Below are 18344 nucleotides of genomic sequence, written 5' to 3'. Positions count from 1 at the left end.
CCGCCCCCTCAAGCCGCCAGCGCGTAAGGCGCGGGCGCGATCATTTTGCCCTGTTCGTCAAAGACATAGACATGCCGTGGATCAAGCCACACGGTCAGGTCTTCGCCCAGTGCCAGATTGTGCACCCCGTGGATCAGACCAACCCAACGCTGGCCGTGATGGTCCAGATGCACAAAGGTCTCGGACCCGGTCAATTCAGTCACCGTCAGACGCGTCGTGAACGGCATGGCGTCGGCGGCATGCTGGCCGATCTCAAGATGATTGGGGCGGAACCCGGCAGTGTAGCTGCCATCCGGCAGGTCCGCCAAACGCCCAATGGCCGTTATGCTTTGACCATCCCCAAAGGTCAGCAGGGTGCCCGACTTGGACACTGACAGGAAATTCATCGGCGGATCACTAAACACCCGCGCCGTGGTCGCATCGACCGGCTGGCGATACACTTCGGGCGTCAGGCCAAATTGCGTCACCCGACCTTCCCAAAGCGTGGCCGTGTTACCGCCCAACAGCAACGCCTCTTCAGGTTCGGTTGTGGCGTAGACAAAGATCGACCCGGATTCTTCGAATATCTTGGGGATCTCGATCCGCAATTCTTCGCGCAGCTTGTAATCAAGGTTGGCCAGCGGTTCATCCAGCAGGACAAGCCCCGCATTCTTGACCAGGGCCCGCGCCAGGGCGCAGCGCTGTTGCTGACCACCGGACAATTCCAGCGGCTTGCGATCGAGCATCGGCGACAACTTCATCAAATCGGCGGTTTCGCGCACGCGCCGGTCAATCTCGGCCCGGTCGATCCCCATAAGTTTCATCGGCGATGCGATGTTGTCATAGACTGTCATCGACGGATAGTTGATGAACTGCTGGTACACCATCGCCACCTTGCGATCCTGCACGCGCTGGCCCGTGACATCCTTGCCCTGCCAGATGATCTGGCCCGTTGCCGGCACATCAAGCCCCGCCATCAACCGCATGAGCGACGTCTTGCCCGACTGGGTCGGCCCCAACAGCACGTTCATCGTGCCCTTTTCAAGTGTCAGGTCTGTCGGGTAGATATGTGTCTGCCCTTCGACCAGTTTGGACACACCTTTGAGTTCCAGTGTCATGCCCTGCCCCCTATTCTGCGGCCTTGGACATGGCCTGCCGTTGCGCAGCCATCCATGTGTCCAACGTCGTGATTTGTTCCGGGCTTAGCCGCAGGCCAAGCTTGTTGCGGCGCCACACGACATCTTCGGCAGTGTAGGCGTATTCATGTGTCATCAACCAAAGCACCTCTGCCTCGGTCAAAGTCGCGCCGAAATCCTGTCCCAGATCCTTGGCCTCGCGCGCGGTACCAAGGACAGACACGGCTTCTGTCCCGTAGGCGCGCACAAGCCGGTGCGCCCAAAACGCGTTCAGGAAAGCAAACTGGTCTTGCAGATCGGACACCAGCGCCTCGAACCCGTCCACTGCAAAATCCCCACCGGGCAGCGTGACGCCCGCGGTCCACGGGCCTGTGGCGTTGGGAAGATGGTCCGCGATCTGCTCAAGCGCGCTTTCGGCCAGGCGCCGGTAGGTGGTGATCTTGCCGCCAAAGATATTGAGCACCGGCGCGCCGCCATTGGCATCGACCTTTAGGGTGTAATCGCGGGTGGCAGCGGTGGCACTGCTGGCGCCGTCATCATACAGCGGCCGAACGCCGGAATAGGTCCAGACCACATCGGCATCGCTCAGCGTTTCGCGGAAATACTGGTTTGCAAAGTCCAAAAGATAGGACTGCTCTTCCGGCGTGCAGACCGGCGGTTTGGACGGGTCGTCATGTTCGGCATCAGTTGTACCAATCAGGGTGAAATCGCCTTCATAGGGAATTGCGAAGATGATCCGCCCATCGGTGCCCTGAAAGAAGTAGCATTTATCATGATCATAGATCTTGCGGGTCACGATATGTGATCCACGCACCAGCCGCACGCCCTCGGTCGAATTGAGCCGCACCTTGGTCTGGATGATATCTCCAACCCACGGTCCGCCAGCATTCACCAGCATCTTGGCATGATGGATGCGCGTCTCGCCATTTTCGGAATTGTGCGTTTCCACGCGCCACAGGTCCCCCTCGCGCGCGGCAGACACCACCTTCGTGCGCGGCAGGATCGCGGCACCGCGCGCCTCGGCGTCGCGGGCGTTCAGGATGACGAGGCGGGAATCCTCGATCCAGCAATCGGAATATTCATAAGCCCGCGCAAAACGGTCCTCCAGCGGCGCACCTTCGGGCGTTCCGACCAGATCAAGGGTCGTTGTGCCGGGCAGGATCTTGCGACCACCCAGATTGTCATAAAGAAACAGCCCAAGGCGGATTAGCCATGCCGGTCTGCGCCCCTTCATCCATGGCATCACATAGCTGAGCAAGCGGGATGTCGGCGTGTCGGATTCGAAACGCATATCCTTATGATAAGGCAAAACAAATCGCATCGGCCAGCTGATGTGCGGCATTGCGCGCAATAGCACTTCGCGTTCCACCAACGCTTCGCGCACCAACCGGAATTCGAAATATTCAAGATAGCGCAGACCGCCGTGAAACAGCTTGGTTGACGCCGAAGACGTCGCAGACGCCAGATCGTTCATTTCGGCCAACGTCACAGACAGGCCACGGCCCGCCGCATCACGGGCGATGCCACATCCATTGATGCCGCCGCCGATGATGAAAAGATCTACTGGTTCGACGGGTCTGTCGATCACCGCGCACCACCTCCCCTTGGTCACGAAACTCTGCGCAATGTATGCGGATCAGCAGCGTTTGGCGCAAGGCGATTTTTTTCGTTAATATTCGCTTTTTCCTATCCACATGAATTCAAACGGAAATTGGCAGTAGGAATTCACACCATGTCACCGTTATGATCTTGGAACCGGGGGAATGCCCCGGTTGACGCAGCGGAATCACCGTCGCACATCCCGACACCAAACCTGACGAGACCACCCATGTCCCACGCCTTTCGCCACCGTGACATCCTGGAAATCGCGCGCAAGGACGGCAAGGTCACGGTCGAAGGTCTGGCGCAGCATTTTGGTGTCACGCTTCAGACCATTCGGCGCGATCTGTCGGAACTGGCCGAAGACGGGCGGCTGGAACGCGTGCATGGCGGCGCGATGCTGCCCTCCAGCACCAGCAATATCGGCTACGAGGAACGCCGCGTCCTGAATGCCGGGGCCAAAGCGGCAATGGCCAAAGCCTGCGCCGCGCGCATCCCCAACAACATCTCGCTGTTTCTCAATATCGGCACCAGCACCGAAGCGGTGGCACGCGAGCTGCGCAAACACCGCAACATGCTTGTGGTCACCAACAATATGAACATCGCCAACATCCTGGCCGAAACGCAGGAGTGCGAAGTTGTGGTCACCGGCGGCAACCTGCGCCGGGCGGATGGCGGTCTGGTGGGCAAGCTGGCCACCGAAACCATCCTGCAATTCAAGTTCGACCTGGCGATCATCGGCTGTTCCGCGCTCGACCGGGACGGCGATCTGCTTGATTTCGACATTCAGGAGGTCGGGGTCAGTCAGGCGATCCTTCAGCAATCGCGCAAGACCTTTTTGGTGGCCGATGCGTCCAAACTCAAACGCAACGCACCTGCACGCATCGCGTCGTTGTCGGCGATTGATACCCTGTTCACAGACGCATCCCTGCCCACCGATCTGCCCGCCAAATGCGCAGCATGGGACACGGAAGTGGTGATCGCGCCCTAACGCGGCTAACGCTTGGCGGTCAGGTCTTTCAACGACCCCCTGATCTGCACACTGACATCCAATTCCACCGACACGCCGGTGCTGCGCTTTTCCACCATGTCGATCAGCGCGGCGGCAGCCCGGCGACCCATCTCGCGGTGCGGCACATGCACGGTGGTGATCTGCGGCGTCACGATGCGCGCCAGTTCGATATCGTCAAACCCGGTGATCGACACGTCCTGAGGCACCGACACCCCCATATCCTGCGCCCCGCGCAACGCCCCCACCGCCAGCACGTCATTGCCGCACATGATCACGCTGGGCGGGGTTGGCACCTGCATCAGACTTTGGAACGCCAAAGCACCCGCCTCTACCGCGTACGGTGTTTCGATCACGCGCGCCTTGTCTGCATCCAGCCCGTTGTCGCGCATCGCGTCGCGCAGACCGGCCACCCGCTCGGACGCGCGATCATTGCCCTGCATGATCCCCGAGATCACCCCAATCCTGCGATGGCCGTAGTCAATCACGTGCTGGGCGAGACTGCGCATGGCCTGACGGTTGTTGAACCCCACGGTCGGACGATCGCTGTCAGCCATGTACACCCATGCTGACAAAACCGGGATCGCACGGGCGCGCAGGTACTCATAGACCGCCGGATCGCGGTCCTGCCCGATCAGCAACAACCCGTCCGCCCCGCGCGCCACAAGCGCCTTGATCTGCTCTTCCTCGATCTGCGGCTGGTAGGCGGAACTGGCCACAAGCAGCGTGTAGCCCCGCGCGTGCAGCGCCTCTTGAAAGGCTTGCAGGCCGCGCGCAAAAATCGCGTTTTCCATCGTCGGGATGATCGCGCCAATGGTGAAGGTGCGTTTCGCCGCCATCACCCGAGCCCCGAAATTCGGAGTATAGCCAAGCTGCTCCACCGCGCGCATCACGCGCTTGCGGGTCTGTTCCACAACCCGTTCGGGCGAATTCAGGCAGCGCGACACGGTCGCCGTGGACACGCCAGCCGTGCGGGCCACGTCATCCAAGGTTGGAACGGATCGCAGGTCAGACATTGACACCCTTTCGTTGCGCGACCGGAATGGCCGCCACTGAAGACCGCCTGTCGTACGGCAGATATAGAATATGAAGCCGCAAAATGTAAGCGCTTGCAAGATTCGAATGTAAGCGCTTACACTCACATCAGAATCAGCATGATTTCAGGGGTTCGTCATGTTTCTTGCAGCATCCGCCATCGTCTTTGTCGTCTATTTCGCCAATGTCGCGCTGGGGGCTTTTGCAAATGCGGCCGTGCTGTCTGATGTCGGGGAGATGTTGGTTCTGTTTGCGGCGTCGATCCTGTTCGTCGTTGCCATTCTGCGAAAAGAGGCTGACCGAAAGAACAAAGACGGCAGCTAGGGTCAATTGGGAGGAGACAATATGACTGACGAACACAAGGAGCGCGCATCCGCGACGCGTCGTAATTTTCTGAAACTGATGAGCACGGGCGGGTTTACCGCCGCGATGGTGGCGGGTGCCGGTGGGCTTTTGTGGTCCTCCGAGGCCGCAGCCCAAACCGCCAACGAAGAGCGTGACCGCGAAAATGCCGCCGAGCACACGATGGTGATCGCAACGGCCTACATTCTTGGGGCATCGCGCAGCTATCCGATCATGCAGCTCGATCTCAAGGAAAACATCCAGAACGCCACCAATGGCAAAGTCTATGTCAAACTGGCCCCCGGCGGGCAGCTTGGCGCGGGCGGCGCACTTGTTCAGGCGGTTCAGGGTGGCACCATTCAGGCAGCGCAGCATTCTCTGGCCAACTTCGCGCCGTTTGCAGCAACCGTTGACCTGATCAACATGCCGTATCTGTGCGGATCGAACCAACGCTTCACCAACCTTGTCACGTCCGAGTTCTGGAACACCGAAGTTCACCCCAAGGTCGAAGCAAACGGGTTCAAGCCGCTGTTCTACGTCAACATTGACCCCCGCGTCGTGGCTGTGCGCAAAGGCGGCGCCGGTGCGGTGCTCAGCCCAAGCGACCTGAGCGGCGTGAAATTCCGCGTGCCGGGCTCGAAGATGCTTCAGCAATATTACCGCATGGTTGGCGCGAACCCGACGCCTGTGGCATGGGGCGAAACTCCCTCTGCGATCAAGCAGGGCGTGGCAGATGCGCTCGATCCGTCCGTGGGCGCGCTCTATGTGTTTGGCTTCAAGGATATCCTGAGCCACGTCACCTTCACGCAGGCCGTGCCAGACAGCCAGGTCTACTCGTGCAACCTCGAATGGTTCAACTCCATGCCCGCCGACGTTCAGGAGGGCATCATGTGGGGCTCCGAGATGACCGCACATCAGAACCTTGCCAAGGTTCCGTCTGCCCGCGCCTATGCCATGGCCGAGTTGGCCAAGGCCGGTGTCGAATTCCATTCGCTCAGCCAGGATCAACTTGGCGAATGGCAAGAGGCCGGTGGCTACCAGCGCCCCGAATGGGACGAGTTCAAGCTCGAGCTTGCCGGGTCAATGGACGCCTTTGCCAAGATGGAAGAAGCCGCAGGCACGCAGGGCAAATACTACGTCCACGACGCGTGACGTCATTGGCGGGCGTCACATCCGGCGCCCGCCCCTTTCCCACCGTTCCGGCACCTGTCGCGCGCATTCCTGCGGGCTGACCCCACCTGTGCCCCTCGAAAGGACGCGCCATGTCCATCTGGAAGCGCATCGATCAAGATGCCGAGCGCTGGCTGCTGCTTGTGTTCTACGTGATGCTGGTCGCCACAATGGCCATCGAAGTTCTGCGCCGCGAGATTTTTTCGTACTCGTCGATCTGGGGCGAAGAAATCGTGCGCTATTCGTTCATCTACCTGGCCTGGGTCGGGGCGGCAGCCGCAGTCAAGGATCGCGCCCATATCCGCATCGACGTGGTGATGCATTACCTTGGGCCGCGCGCCAAGGCACTGCTGTATATCTTCGGCGATATCGTGATGTTTGGCGTGGCCATCATCGCGCTCTACTGGTCGCTTGAAACGGTCCATGTGTCGTGGAAGTTCGGGTCTGTGACCCACGGTCTGCGCATCTCGAACGTCTGGTTTCTGATGGCAGTGCCCTTGGGCTTTGCCCTGATGATGTGGCGACTGACACAATCTTTGCTGCGCGACCTGCGCTCTCTTCGAGACGGCACCCCCGTCTACGAAGGCGACAAGCTGTTTGATTAAGGAGCCGGTCGAATGCTTTGGCAAACCATGAACCAAACGGTCGAACTTGGGTGGGATTTCTACCTTCCGGTTCTGATCTTCGTCGGGCTTATCGCGCTTGCAGTGCCCGTCTGGGCCGCGATTGGCACCTCTGCAATCACCATGCTGGTGATGTCCGGCGACCTGCCACTCAGCCTTGTGGGCGAAAAGCTGTTCACCGGGATCGACGCGTTTGCGCTGACGGCGGTGCCGCTGTTTATTCTGACGGGTGACGTGCTGGTGCGCACCGGGCTGTCGCGCAAGTTTCTGGACGTGGCAGAGGCCCTCACCCAATTTGCCAAGGGCGGGTTCGGATCGGCCACGGTGCTGGTCTGCGGCATGTTCGCGGCCATCTCGGGCTCTGACGCGGCAGGCGCCGCTGCGGTGGGCCGTATGACCATCGCACGGCTGGTCGAATCGGGCTATCCGCGCCCCTATGCCTGCGCATTGGTCGCGGCGGGAGCCTGCACGGGCATCCTGATCCCGCCCTCGATCGCCTATATCATCATCGGCCTTGTGCTGGGCATCTCCGCCTCAACGCTGTTTCTTGCGGCGCTGATCCCCGGTCTGGCCATTCTGGTGTCGATCCTTGTGACAAACATCATCGTCAACCGCATCCACGGCTACGAAGGCGGCGGCAACATTTCGATGGGCGAATATGTCTCAAATCTGGCGGCAGCGCTCAAGTCCGGCTGGTACGCGTTCATCGTACCGGGGATCATCTTTTACGGCATCTTTTCGGGCCGTCTGACCCCGACCGAAGCCGGTGCCACAGCCGTTGTCGTGACCATCATCATGGGCTTTTTGATGCGCACGCTGAGCTTTGCAGATTTTCCGGCGATGCTGGTCAGCTCGGCCAAGGTCAACGGTGTGATCCTGCCCATTATCGCGTTTTCCGCCCCCTTGGCCGAAGCGCTGGCAATCATGGGCGTGCCCCAAGGGTTTGTCACCGCCGTGACCGGCCTGACGGACGAGCCGTGGGTGCTGATCCTGTTGATGATCGCCATTCTGATCGCCGCAGGTTGCGTGATGGAAACAACGCCCAATATCGTTATCCTAGCGCCTATTCTTAAGCCACTCGCCGACAATATCGGTATGAATGAGATCCAGTTTTGCATCATGATGATCACAGCACTTGGTGTGGGTTTTATCACACCACCACTTGGGCTTAACCTGTTCGTGGTCTCCGGCATCACCGGAGAGTCCATCCTCAAGATCGCCGCCCGCGCCATACCCTTTGTTCTTGGCATGTTCGTTGTGGTTCTGCTGATTGCCTATGTGCCAGCGGTGTCCACCACGCTCTTGCCCGACATCTACAAGTAGGACTTCCTGAAGATGACACGTGAATACCTCAAGAAAGCGACCTTGACCGCGAAATCGGACGCCTCCGAAGTACATGAGACGGTCAAGACCATCCTTGCCGATATCGAGGCAGGTGGTGATGCCACAGCGATGGAGTACGCCCGGAAGTTCGACAAGTACGACGGCAATGTGATGCTGACCGCCGAAGACATCGCGGCGGCCAGCGCGCTTGTGCCCGAAAAGCTCAAGCGCGATATCGAATTTGCCCATGACAACGTCAAACGCTTTGCCGAGGCGCAAAAGGCCACCGTGTCAGATGTCGAGATCGAGATCGTGCCGGGCATGATTGCCGGCCAAAAGGCGATCCCGGTGGATGCGGCGGGCTGCTATGTGCCCGGCGGGCGTTACAGCCATATCGCCTCTGCCATCATGACCGTGACAACCGCCAAGGTAGCAGGATGCCGTCACATCACCGCCTGTTCGCCGCCCCGCCCGGATGTCGGCGTGGCCCCGGCAATTGTCTATGCCGCGCATATCTGCGGGGCGGACAAGATCATGGCGATGGGCGGGGTGCAGGGTGTGGCCGCGATGACCTTTGGTCTGTTCGATCTGCCCAAGGCCAACATCCTTGTCGGCCCCGGCAATCAATTCGTTGCCGAGGCCAAGCGCATCCTGTTTGGCCGCGTCGGCATCGACATGATCGCCGGTCCCACCGACAGCTTGATCCTCGCCGACAGCAGCGCCGATCCGTTCATCGTGGCCACCGACCTCGTGAGCCAAGCCGAGCACGGCTATAATTCGCCCGTGTGGCTGGTGACCGATGACCGCGATCTTGCGGTCAAGGTGATGGACATGGTCCCCGGCCTGATCGACGATCTGCCCGAGCTGAACAGCCAAAACGCCGCCGCCGCATGGCGCGACTATGCCGAGGTGATCATCTGTTCCGACCGCGAGGAAATGGCCGCCTGTTCCGACGCATACGCCCCCGAACACCTGACCGTTCAGGCAGAGGATCTGGAATGGTGGCTGGACCGCTTGACCTGCTACGGCTCGCTGTTTCTGGGCGAGGAAACCACCGTGTCTTATGGTGACAAGGCAACGGGCACGAACCACGTCCTGCCCACCTCGGGCGCGGCCAGCTATACGGGCGGGCTGTCGGTGCACAAATACATGAAGATTGTCACATGGCAGCGCGCCACACGCGAAGGGTCAAAGGCGGTTGCCGAGGCCACGGCGCGAATTTCGCGGCTCGAAGGCATGGAAGGCCACGCCCGTTCGGCGGATGTGCGTCTGGCCAAATACTTTCCGGGTGTGAATTTCGACCTGACCGCAGATGGCTGACACGAAAGGAATGTTCGACCTGACAGGTCGGGTCGCCTTGGTGACCGGGGCCAGTTCGGGTCTTGGCCGCCGCGCGGCCATCACCCTTGCTGCCGCCGGCGCGCAAGTTGTGGGTCTTGCGCGTCGACAAGACCCACTGTGCGACCTGTGTGCCGAGATCGGCGCGGGATCAGCCTATGTGGTGGGCGACGTGGCCGACCGTGACGCATTGCCTGCATTGGTTGCGGCGGTCTCAACCCCGTTCGGCGCACCGGACATCGTGGTCCACGCGGCAGGGATCAACACGCGGCAAGCGGCGGATGACGTGACACCCGAGGGCTGGGACGCGACGCTTGCGCTTAACCTGTCAGCACCGTTTTTCCTGTCGCAGGCGCTGGTGCCTGCGATGAAAGCCAAAGGCTGGGGCCGCATCGTCAGCTTTGCGTCGCTGCAAACCACCCGCGCCTTTCCCGGCGGCATCGCTTATGGCGCGACAAAAGCCGGGATCGCGCAAGTCACCCGTGCCATGGCCGAAGCCTGGTCGCGCGACGGGATCACCGCCAACGCGATCGGTCCGGGGTTCTTTCCCACCGAACTGACGCAGGCGGTGTTTGCCGATCCTGACCGCGCGGCACGCAACGCCGCCCAGACCTGCATCGGGCGCAACGGAACGGTGGAAGATATCGACGGGCCGATCCTTTTTCTGTGTTCGAATGCATCAACTTATGTGACAGGTCAGGTTCTCATGGTGGATGGAGGATTTACCGCGAAATGAAGGCTTTGGTTTACGAAGGTGTCGAAACGCTTGTGTATCGGGATTTGCCCGACATCCGCGCACGTGACGGCGAACATCTGGTCCGTATCGAGGCAGTGGGCATCTGCGGGTCAGACATGCATGCCTATCTCGGCCATGACGCGCGCCGCCCCGCGCCGCTGATCCTTGGGCACGAGGCGGCTGGCGTGGTTCAGGGCGGCCCGATGGACGGGCAACGCGTGACGATCAATCCACTGGTGCCCTGCGGCACCTGCCACGCCTGTACCAGCGGCCGCGAAAACTTGTGTCCCGAGCGGCAGATCATTTCCCTGCCCCCCCGCGAAGGGGCGTTTGCGCAATTCGTGTCGATGCCCGCAGCAAACCTTGTGGCCGTTCCGGACGGTGTCCCGCTTGACAAGGCGTCGCTGGCCGAACCGCTGGCTGTGAGTTGGCACACAGCGCGGTTGGTGCTTGCTGCCCTGCACCCGTCGATGGAGCGCCGCGCGCTTGTGCTAGGCGGCGGGGCCATAGGACTTGCGGCGTCGCTCGCTCTCAAGGCGATGGGCGTGGCCGAGGTGACGATTGTCGAACCCAACCCGGCGCGCCGTGCCTTCCTGACCGATGCCTGCGGCGAAGACGCCGTGGCCGACGCCAGCGGGGCCTTTCCGATGGTGATCGACGCAGTCGGCTATGCTGCGACCCGTGCCACCGCCTCCGCGCATACCCTGCCCGGCGGGGTGATCGGCCATGTGGGCTTGGGCGAAGACATGGGCGGGCTGGATGTGCGGCGCATGACGCTGCAAGAGATCACCTTTATCGGCACCTATACCTATACCGCGCAGGATTTCCGCGATACCGCACAGGCCATCTATGACGGACGGCTTGGGCCTTTGGACTGGTTCCAGACGCGGGCATTGGCCGACGGGGCGGAGGCCTTTGTCGATCTGCGCGGCGGCAAGGTGGCCACACCCAAGATCATCCTGACCCCATGGACCTAGGATACGCACGCGCCGCCCCCTCGAACGGAGCCCCCTGATGTACGCAAAAATCCTTGTCCCGATGGCGCTTGACCATGACATCTCGCCGCAAACGCTGGGCGTTGCACGAACCCTGTGTTCTCCCGGCGGAGAGATCATCGCGCTGCATGTCTACGAGGCCCCGCAAGGCACGGTGAGCGCCTATCTGGACGAGGACGTTGTCAGGGCGGGCTATGAGACCGCCCAAAAACGCTTGCATGAAAAGCTGGACGGGATGGAGGGGGTGACGCCCGCGCTGGTCAAAGGCCACTCATCACGCACCATCCTTGATTATGCCAAGGATCACGGGGTTGAATGTATCGTGATCGGGTCGCACAAACCGGGCCTGCGGGATTTCTTTCTGGGGTCAACGGCTGCGCGGGTGGTGCGTCACGCCCCCTGCGCCGTGCATGTCCATCGCAACGCGGACTGAGGTCTGCCGGTACTGAGGACCGGCGCTAGCTGCGCCGCCCTTTCCATCCGCCTCGGCGTTTCGGCGCAGATGCGGCGGTCAGCCCTTCGGTCAGCACTTGGGTCATGGGGTGGTCCGCAACCGGGTGACGCGCCAGCAACACGTTGATCAGCGCGATGCTGTCGGCATCCACTGGCACCGCCAGCGCCCAGTCCAGAAAGATTGACCGACATTCTTCATAAGTGATCCCGTCGATCTTGTAGGCTTCCGCGATCAGGCCCTTTGGGTCGGTGGCATCCCCTTTGCGCATGGCTCAGTCCTTTTCTGTCACATCCGGCAACACCGCCGTGATCACTTTGGCGGCGTGGGTGGTCCGCGCCTCAAGCTTGTCTTTCAGCGCGTCAATGCTGGCCGTGCCGGTGATCCGGCACAGGAATTCCGATGCCGCACTGGTGTCACGCTCGGGCGTGATGGTGGTTTCCGAAATCAACCGTGATCCGATCTGAAGCGACCAGCACAGGCGGTACGCCTCGGTCAGCACCTCGGCCTCTGCGTCTGACAACCATCCACACGCCGCCCCATGGGCCAACGCGTCCGGCACGGTTCCCAGCTTTTGCCCCGCCAGCACCGCAGCCGCCTGCGCCACCAGTTCGATGTCCTGCAAGCGCCCCTGCCCCAGCTTGGCATCCCACGGGTTGCCTTCGCCCTTGGCAGCGGCGATGCGGCTGCGCATCACCGCCACTTCGCGCAACACCGTATCCCGTTCGCGCGGCATGGCCAGCACATCCGCCTGCACCTGTGTCATGTCGCGCATCAAGCCGCCCGGCCCCGCAACACAGCGCGCGCGGGTCAGGGCCAGATGTTCCCACACCCACGCATCAGACTGTTGGTAGCTTTGGAATGCGGTCAGGCTTGTCGCCACCGGCCCCTGATTGCCCGAGGGGCGCAGGCGCATGTCGATCTCGTAGATGCGGCCCTCGGCCATCGGGGCGGTCACCGCGGTGATCAGCGCTTGGGTCAGTCGCGCGTAATAGGGGCGCGTCGGCAAGGGGCGGCGGCCTTCGGACATCTCGGCGTCGCCCGGATCGTAGATCACGATCAGGTCCAGATCGGATTGCGAATGCAACCGCCGCGACCCTAGGCTGCCCATGCCCACCACAACCGCGCCACGCCCCGGACAGGGGCCATGCTTGTGCGCGAATTCGGCCTGCACCTCTGGGGCGAGCGCGCCCAACGTGGCATCGGCCAGATCGGCATATTGCGCGCCTGCCTCTTCCGCGCCGATCAACCCGCGCAGCAGATGCACGCCAATACGGAAATGCCATTCCTTGCCCCAGCGCCGCGCGGTGTTGAGCTTGTTCTCATAGTCGCCTTCGCGGGCGAGCAGGTCTGCCAGCGCGGCGCGCAAGGCGTCTTGCCCTGGCCAATCCGCAAAGAAATCACCGCCGATCACCGCGTCAAACACCGATGCATTGCGCGACAGGTAGCGTGCAAGCTCTGGCGACACGCCGACAATGTCGATCAGCAGATCAATCAATTGCGGATTGGCCTCGAACAGCGAAAACACCTGCACCCCGGCGGGCAGGCCGCTGAGGAACCCGTCAAACGCGCCCAGCGCATCCATCGGGTGCGAGGTTTTGGCCAACCGCCCGAGGATCTCGGGCTGCAAGCGTTCAAAGATCCCGCTGCCCCGCGCCGACCGCAGCGCGGGATAGGTACGCCAGCGGCTTACAATCTCGGAATGGGTCAATTCGTCCGGCACCTGTGCCCCGCCGTCGCGGCCCGTGTCCCCGCCAAAGAAACCTTCGGTCAGGGTGTGCACCTCTTCGAGCCGGTCCCGCAAGGTCCGCTGAAGCGCAGCGCGATCGGTGCCCATGAATGCCGCCAGCCGGTCAAACCCGTCTTCGGATTGCGGCAGGTCATGGGTCTGCGCATCGCGGAGCATCTGCACCCGGTGTTCAACCTCGCGGTGGGCGCGGTAGTGATCTGTCAGCGTTTGGGCCACGTCCTGCGGCACCCAGCCCTTGTCGGCGAGCACTGCCAGCCCCGGCACCGTGCCGCGCACCCGCAGGTCAGGATCGCGCCCACCCGCTATTATCTGTCGGGTCTGGGTGAAGAACTCGATCTCGCGGATGCCACCGCGCCCAAGCTTCATGTTGTGGCCCGGCAAGGTGATCGCACCGCCCAGACCTTTGTGATCGCGGATGCGCTGCACCATGTCATGCGCGTCCTGGATGGCGGCGAAATCCAGATGCTTGCGCCAGACAAATGGCGTAAGCGTCTTGAGGAACCGCTCACCCGCCTTGATGTCGCCCGCACAGGCGCGTGCCTTGATATAGGCGGCACGTTCCCATGTGCGCCCAAGGCTTTCGTAATACCGTTCCGCCGCTTCCATGGCGAGGCACACAGGCGTCACCGACGGATCGGGACGCAGGCGCAGATCGGTGCGAAACACATAGCCTTCGCCGGTTAGATCGCTCAGCATCGCGCACATCTTGCGGGTGGCCCGGACCAGGCTGGCGCGGGCATCGTGATAGTCGTCGGGATCAAAGCGGGTTTCGTCAAACAGGCAGATCAGGTCCACATCCGAGCTGTAATTCAGCTCGCCCGCGCCCATCTTGCCCATCGCCAGTGCCACCATGCCGCCCGCCTGTTCTGCATCGGCCTCGGTCTGGCCGGGCAGCTTGCCGCGTTTGATCTCGGCACCGATGGTGGCGCGCAGGGCCAGATGCACCGACAGATCGGCAAAATCGGTCAGCGCTTGCGTGACGGTTTCCAGCGGCCAGACCCCGGCCAGATCAGCGAGCCCCGTCAGCAGCGCCACACGCCGCTTGGCCTGCCGCAACCGCGACGGCAACACATCCGCTGCGGTGCCGCGCAGGGCGACATGTTCACTCAGCAAGGCGGCCTCGGGGCCGTCCAACGCGGTTTCGAGCCACGCGCCCTCTTTTTCGACCAATGTCTTGAGGTACGGGCTGCACCCGCCTGCCCCACCGATCAGCCGCGCAACATCGGCGGTGGCCCAAGGCGCTGCGGACAGCGCGTCGGCCCCCTGATCAGGGTCATAGGCGTGCGGTAGGCGGGTGATGCGAGTGGCGAACGTCATGGCCGGATGATGGCCATGTGTTTGCGGAAAGTGCAATGGGAATGCGCGTTTATCCCGCGCCGGTGGACCCGGTCGGGTGTGGCGCATCTGGCCACGCGGTATCCTTTTGGGGTGACAGGGGAGATGGTCGGCATGCAGCACCATCATCCTCGGGCTTGACCCGAGGATCTGTCTGGCTGGAGGTCCTCAGGTCAAGCCCGAAGATGACCGGATAACGTTCGAAAAAGCGGCGCCGCCCTTGTGGGCCTGACCGTCTGCTTATCTGCCGGGGTGTCCCCCGTGACCTGTGCCCGTTTGGGCCTTTGTGAAACCGGTTTCTCGCGGTCGCCCCGTTGCGGGGCACAAGAGACAATCAGTTCATGTGTCGCGGCATGGGAGTGACCCTTCCCGCTCGATGCGCATCGTGGGCGGGGGTATGTCGTACCCCGCGTTAACAAGTGTGAAACCATGCGTGCGGTCACATCCGGTGCAGATGGCAGATGTGCGGGACTTTTGAGACATTCATTTTTCGGACGTCGCTGAAGCAGCATTTTCTCGCTGTCGCGGCACATGTGTTGTTGCAACGCAGCGAGTGTCGCCAATGCGGTCATTCATGGGCGTTGTTCTGGCTGGAACCGAGACCGTCCTTTCGCTGCATTCCATTCAGACAAACAAGACGCGGGACAAAACTGCCGTTCGCTGCGGATGACCTAATGACCGTTTCTCTATGCAATCTGGGTTCAAATGTTCGGTTCGGCGGACCAACTCCAGCACCTGTGCAGGCTACAAATTTTGATCCTCCCGCGCCAGCGGTGTAGTCCAGTCGTGTCGAGAAGATTTAAAACTCTCATGAGAGCGCAGGATGCCACTCCTTGTCTGCAACTGACCCATTCATTGACGGATAGGCGAGAAAGGACAATGATGTTGGCAAAGGGTTTTGCGGCCAATTTACAACTAGCAGGTGTAGGTTATACTGAATTCTATTGGTTTCGAATTTCAGGCGGTCGGGTCGTAGACTAAACGCACCCATTTGGGTACACGACTAAATCTTAGATTATTGTTGAGGTGATTTGTCCAATGGCGCAAACTCCAGTGAAAAACGATGGTGTTCAAAACGGTGAAAGGCACCAAGGAGAAAATTTAGACGAACAGTTGACAGATGGCTCAGAGGAAACTTCTGGTAACGTTTCGAATGAGCCTGCCCCGGTCCAATCAAGCCCTGAACCCGCCCTGGATCTAGCACCGAGCTCATCCAATCGGTTCAAAGACTTCATGGACACCGGCAAGGATCTTCTTGCTGCAATCGCTTTTGTTTGGGTGGTCAGTGGTTTTATCGGGCTGTTGCTTTGGGAGGCGAGGATTGAACCCTGGCTATTCTCCAGAATGCAAGATCGGATTGAGTTACCCGAGAACGATGCATGGTTCCGTGAACAGGTGGTCTTATCTCTCGCAGATGATCGCCAACAGGTCGCCGATAACATCATTAGTGCCTTTCAGAACAAACCTATACTGGACGGCGCGCTCAACCCATTCGACAATGCTGAATTGGATACATTGTTTGCACGTAGCGATTTCCAAGAGAGATTTCAAAAGGAAGTAATCCTAGGTTTGCTTAATCGCGATGATACTAGGGCTCAGGAAATTCTAGACCGCTTTTCAGATGAGAAACTCTTGGAGGTTTTGCTCGACCCTCCGTCGGTTTCTGCGCTTTCGGGAACCGTAACTCAGCAGGTTGACGCCCTCTACACACTTCAACTTTCCTATCAACGCCGGCAACTGATACGAGATGGCATAGTTGTCAAAGACAGTGACGGATCAACAGTATATGCTGAGGACTCGAATATTCGGAATCGGTTTTATGCAAACAGAAACCAGAACATTGAAATCGAGTTGATCCCGAATAGCTCTGGTCTTTTCAGGGAAGCTTTCACCAGCGGCGAGGTGGCCTTATTTCTTGTGGTCGGGGCCTCTCATAAGATACCAATCCCGCAAGGAGGTTTTGTCGAGAACGTAACTTGTGTTGTTCAGGAGGCGCTTCGTGGGCGCGAGGCTGGTTTTGTACTTCTACGAGCAAACACGGACTCCGGTGTGATACCCGAAGGTGGATATGAGTTGGAGATCGTCATCACGGCTAGAAAAGGCGGAGCAGAATGCGTGCAATAAGTGTTTCTATCTTTCTGTTATTGATGCCAGTTGTTGGTCTGGCTGAAAGCTGGTCCGAGCACATGGGGCTGAACTCGTTTTGGGTAAAACATAGCAGGTTTGCTGACGTACCCGAAGACACGGAAAGAGCATTCGACTATTCAGCTTTGCGTTTTAACCGGGAGAACTTTGTATATCAAATTCATGAGATGGATGACATATTACGGGATGCCTATGAAGACCTTTCACCAGATTATGTAACCCTTGATGCAGGCACGGAGCAGAGCCGCGTTGTGACGCCAAGTATTGAGGAAGCTTGGCAGTTCCTCAGTAGCGATCCCGACGTGATTGCCTTAATCCCATTTGGCTTTTCCGAGGTAGCAGGTGAGGCTCGATTAGCTGGTTTACGCAAGGAGGATGGGCAGATGACACAAGGTGTTTTTGCTGCCCCTAACCTAAATGCAGTTTTTTGTTTTGACGATATCGATGAACACCGAAAGAGGACTGGGCGTGGATGGGGCCCCTACAATGGTCAAATCCCATTTCTTTTTACAATAACGTATCAACAAAGCGCAAACTACCGGTACCAAGAAGGATTGGACTTTGTGGATTTGGCATCCGGCGCCAATCCGACTAGGTTCGCTGAGACATTTGATAGTTGCAATGACATGGTTCAGGTGGGCTACCGTGTGATTGAACCTAGACTAGTGGAAACAGATTCAGACTCCGAAGGCCGTATTTCAAACGGACGGGCAACGCTCTCAGCTGAGCGGCCATTCCAGCGTATCGTTATGTTGTATGATCGCTTTGGATATTTGAATTTCGTCAAGTCTAGCGAAGCAACATTCCTCTATGACTTTGGACGCCTTTTGAGCTCAGATGAGTATTACGATAGCGAAGCTTGCGCTTTCCCTGAGACCCGGACAAGCGGATTTCGTTCTTTAAGTTGCGAACTCTGGGCGGTATCTGTTCATGCTTTTGATCCGACCGCAATCGCTATTCGTTCCGCGAATGACAGGGGTGTAGATTATTGGGGAGACCCGACCACACCCGTTGCAGGCGTGCTAACAATACGAAAGAGCGATTACGTTCAACCAAGACTCGAAGATGTAGATCAAACCACCTCAAGCTCGGAAATTGAGTAGATTACAATCCTGTTCGAAGTCGCCTCAAGCCTCTAGTCCAACAACACCGACGACGCGTGAGGCCGGGATCAACTGGCGTGTGCGTCGGTCGCCGAAGCGGACATTCATGCCACACGCAGCATTCGGTACAATGGGCTCTGTGCCGCCGAACGATTATCGTTTCTGTAGGGCCGCTTCTGGATGGCGAACGGCACAAGCCGCCCGCCACCTTGGTTTAGATGTCGATCCGTTCAGCGATACTCAACGCATCTTCAAGTTCCACGCCCAAGTAACGC

General features: G+C 59.8%; 16 protein-coding genes. 11 read left to right on the top strand and 5 right to left on the bottom strand.

Annotated features, from left to right (window positions below; all coding sequences use genetic code 11):
* Positions 1-8: 8 nt before the first annotated feature.
* Together ACSHXH_RS06755 and glpD are read right to left on the bottom strand one after the other, a co-directional pair.
* Positions 9-1097 carry an ABC transporter ATP-binding protein gene (locus ACSHXH_RS06755; RefSeq protein ID WP_435671021.1) on the bottom strand — a complete coding sequence of 363 codons (1089 nt, stop codon included), beginning with the start codon at positions 1095-1097 and terminating at the stop codon, positions 9-11.
* Positions 1098-1107: 10 nt separating this feature from the next.
* On the bottom strand, positions 1108-2703 hold the full coding sequence (gene glpD, locus ACSHXH_RS06750) for a glycerol-3-phosphate dehydrogenase (protein WP_435671020.1): 1596 nt from the start codon (positions 2701-2703) through the stop codon (positions 1108-1110).
* Positions 2704-2943: 240 nt separating this feature from the next.
* Here glpD and ACSHXH_RS06745 point away from each other — a divergent pair, with 240 nt between their 5' ends.
* Positions 2944-3705 carry a DeoR/GlpR family DNA-binding transcription regulator gene (locus ACSHXH_RS06745; protein WP_435671019.1) on the top strand — a complete coding sequence of 254 codons (762 nt, stop codon included), beginning with the start codon at positions 2944-2946 and terminating at the stop codon, positions 3703-3705.
* Positions 3706-3710: 5 nt separating this feature from the next.
* Here ACSHXH_RS06745 and ACSHXH_RS06740 read toward each other — a convergent pair whose 3' ends face one another.
* Positions 3711-4739, bottom strand: coding sequence for a LacI family DNA-binding transcriptional regulator (locus ACSHXH_RS06740; RefSeq protein ID WP_435671018.1), 1029 nt, complete (start codon positions 4737-4739; stop codon positions 3711-3713).
* Between the two features lie 157 nt (positions 4740-4896).
* On the opposite strand from ACSHXH_RS06740, the gene ACSHXH_RS06735 reads away from it, so the two are divergent.
* From ACSHXH_RS06735 to ACSHXH_RS06700, 8 genes are all read left to right on the top strand, one after another.
* A complete protein-coding gene (locus ACSHXH_RS06735; RefSeq protein WP_435671017.1) occupies positions 4897-5082 on the top strand; it encodes a hypothetical protein in 186 nt (61 codons plus the stop codon).
* A gap of 21 nt (positions 5083-5103) precedes the next feature.
* Positions 5104-6252: a TRAP transporter substrate-binding protein gene (locus tag ACSHXH_RS06730; RefSeq protein WP_435671016.1), complete on the top strand. Its 1149-nt coding sequence runs from the start codon at positions 5104-5106 to the stop codon at positions 6250-6252.
* A gap of 110 nt (positions 6253-6362) precedes the next feature.
* A complete protein-coding gene (locus tag ACSHXH_RS06725) occupies positions 6363-6875 on the top strand; it encodes a TRAP transporter small permease (protein WP_435671015.1) in 513 nt (170 codons plus the stop codon).
* A gap of 12 nt (positions 6876-6887) precedes the next feature.
* Positions 6888-8216 (top strand): TRAP transporter large permease, encoded by a 1329-nt coding sequence (locus tag ACSHXH_RS06720; RefSeq protein WP_435671014.1) that lies wholly within the window; start codon positions 6888-6890, stop codon positions 8214-8216.
* A gap of 12 nt (positions 8217-8228) precedes the next feature.
* A complete protein-coding gene (gene hisD / locus ACSHXH_RS06715) occupies positions 8229-9536 on the top strand; it encodes a histidinol dehydrogenase (protein WP_435671013.1) in 1308 nt (435 codons plus the stop codon).
* Positions 9529-10290, top strand: a complete 762-nt coding sequence (locus ACSHXH_RS06710) for an SDR family NAD(P)-dependent oxidoreductase (RefSeq protein WP_435671012.1) — start codon at positions 9529-9531, stop codon at positions 10288-10290. The genes hisD and ACSHXH_RS06710 overlap by 8 nt, the downstream gene beginning before the upstream one ends.
* Positions 10287-11267 carry a zinc-dependent alcohol dehydrogenase gene (locus ACSHXH_RS06705; RefSeq protein WP_435671011.1) on the top strand — a complete coding sequence of 327 codons (981 nt, stop codon included), beginning with the start codon at positions 10287-10289 and terminating at the stop codon, positions 11265-11267. The genes ACSHXH_RS06710 and ACSHXH_RS06705 overlap by 4 nt, the downstream gene beginning before the upstream one ends.
* A gap of 37 nt (positions 11268-11304) precedes the next feature.
* The gene (locus tag ACSHXH_RS06700; protein ID WP_435671010.1) at positions 11305-11718 is read left to right on the top strand and encodes a universal stress protein; all 414 of its coding nucleotides are present in this window, start codon (positions 11305-11307) and stop codon (positions 11716-11718) included.
* Positions 11719-11743: 25 nt separating this feature from the next.
* Here ACSHXH_RS06700 and ACSHXH_RS06695 read toward each other — a convergent pair whose 3' ends face one another.
* A complete protein-coding gene (locus ACSHXH_RS06695) occupies positions 11744-12007 on the bottom strand; it encodes a hypothetical protein (RefSeq protein ID WP_435671009.1) in 264 nt (87 codons plus the stop codon).
* Positions 12008-12010: 3 nt separating this feature from the next.
* The gene (locus ACSHXH_RS06690; protein WP_435671008.1) at positions 12011-14803 is read right to left on the bottom strand and encodes a glutamine-synthetase adenylyltransferase; all 2793 of its coding nucleotides are present in this window, start codon (positions 14801-14803) and stop codon (positions 12011-12013) included.
* Positions 14804-15874: 1071 nt separating this feature from the next.
* On the opposite strand from ACSHXH_RS06690, the gene ACSHXH_RS06685 reads away from it, so the two are divergent.
* Both ACSHXH_RS06685 and ACSHXH_RS06680 read left to right on the top strand, forming a co-directional pair.
* Positions 15875-16945, top strand: coding sequence for a hypothetical protein (locus tag ACSHXH_RS06685; protein ID WP_435671007.1), 1071 nt, complete (start codon positions 15875-15877; stop codon positions 16943-16945).
* Positions 16933-18069: a hypothetical protein gene (locus tag ACSHXH_RS06680; RefSeq protein ID WP_435671006.1), complete on the top strand. Its 1137-nt coding sequence runs from the start codon at positions 16933-16935 to the stop codon at positions 18067-18069. The genes ACSHXH_RS06685 and ACSHXH_RS06680 overlap by 13 nt, the downstream gene beginning before the upstream one ends.
* Positions 18070-18344: the final 275 nt, after the last annotated feature.

It is taken from the genome of Marivita sp. (assembly GCF_051251565.1).
In the GTDB taxonomy this organism is placed as follows: domain Bacteria; phylum Pseudomonadota; class Alphaproteobacteria; order Rhodobacterales; family Rhodobacteraceae; genus Marivita.
This window is presented reverse-complemented; position numbering and strand designations above follow the sequence as displayed.

What these genes read in the sequence shown, in the direction of transcription:
- hisD (WP_435671013.1), top strand. Translation starts at nt 8,229, where the DNA reads ATGACACGTGAATACCTCAAGAAAGCGACCTTGACCGCGAAATCGGAC.
- ACSHXH_RS06745 (WP_435671019.1), top strand. Translation starts at nt 2,944, where the DNA reads ATGTCCCACGCCTTTCGCCACCGTGACATCCTGGAAATCGCGCGCAAG.
- ACSHXH_RS06695 (WP_435671009.1), bottom strand. Translation starts at nt 12,007, where the DNA reads ATGCGCAAAGGGGATGCCACCGACCCAAAGGGCCTGATCGCGGAAGCC.
- ACSHXH_RS06735 (WP_435671017.1), top strand. Translation starts at nt 4,897, where the DNA reads ATGTTTCTTGCAGCATCCGCCATCGTCTTTGTCGTCTATTTCGCCAAT.
- ACSHXH_RS06710 (WP_435671012.1), top strand. Translation starts at nt 9,529, where the DNA reads ATGGCTGACACGAAAGGAATGTTCGACCTGACAGGTCGGGTCGCCTTG.
- ACSHXH_RS06740 (WP_435671018.1), bottom strand. Translation starts at nt 4,739, where the DNA reads ATGTCTGACCTGCGATCCGTTCCAACCTTGGATGACGTGGCCCGCACG.
- ACSHXH_RS06755 (WP_435671021.1), bottom strand. Translation starts at nt 1,097, where the DNA reads ATGACACTGGAACTCAAAGGTGTGTCCAAACTGGTCGAAGGGCAGACA.
- ACSHXH_RS06730 (WP_435671016.1), top strand. Translation starts at nt 5,104, where the DNA reads ATGACTGACGAACACAAGGAGCGCGCATCCGCGACGCGTCGTAATTTT.
- ACSHXH_RS06705 (WP_435671011.1), top strand. Translation starts at nt 10,287, where the DNA reads ATGAAGGCTTTGGTTTACGAAGGTGTCGAAACGCTTGTGTATCGGGAT.
- ACSHXH_RS06720 (WP_435671014.1), top strand. Translation starts at nt 6,888, where the DNA reads ATGCTTTGGCAAACCATGAACCAAACGGTCGAACTTGGGTGGGATTTC.
- ACSHXH_RS06700 (WP_435671010.1), top strand. Translation starts at nt 11,305, where the DNA reads ATGTACGCAAAAATCCTTGTCCCGATGGCGCTTGACCATGACATCTCG.
- ACSHXH_RS06680 (WP_435671006.1), top strand. Translation starts at nt 16,933, where the DNA reads ATGCGTGCAATAAGTGTTTCTATCTTTCTGTTATTGATGCCAGTTGTT.
- ACSHXH_RS06690 (WP_435671008.1), bottom strand. Translation starts at nt 14,803, where the DNA reads ATGACGTTCGCCACTCGCATCACCCGCCTACCGCACGCCTATGACCCT.
- ACSHXH_RS06725 (WP_435671015.1), top strand. Translation starts at nt 6,363, where the DNA reads ATGTCCATCTGGAAGCGCATCGATCAAGATGCCGAGCGCTGGCTGCTG.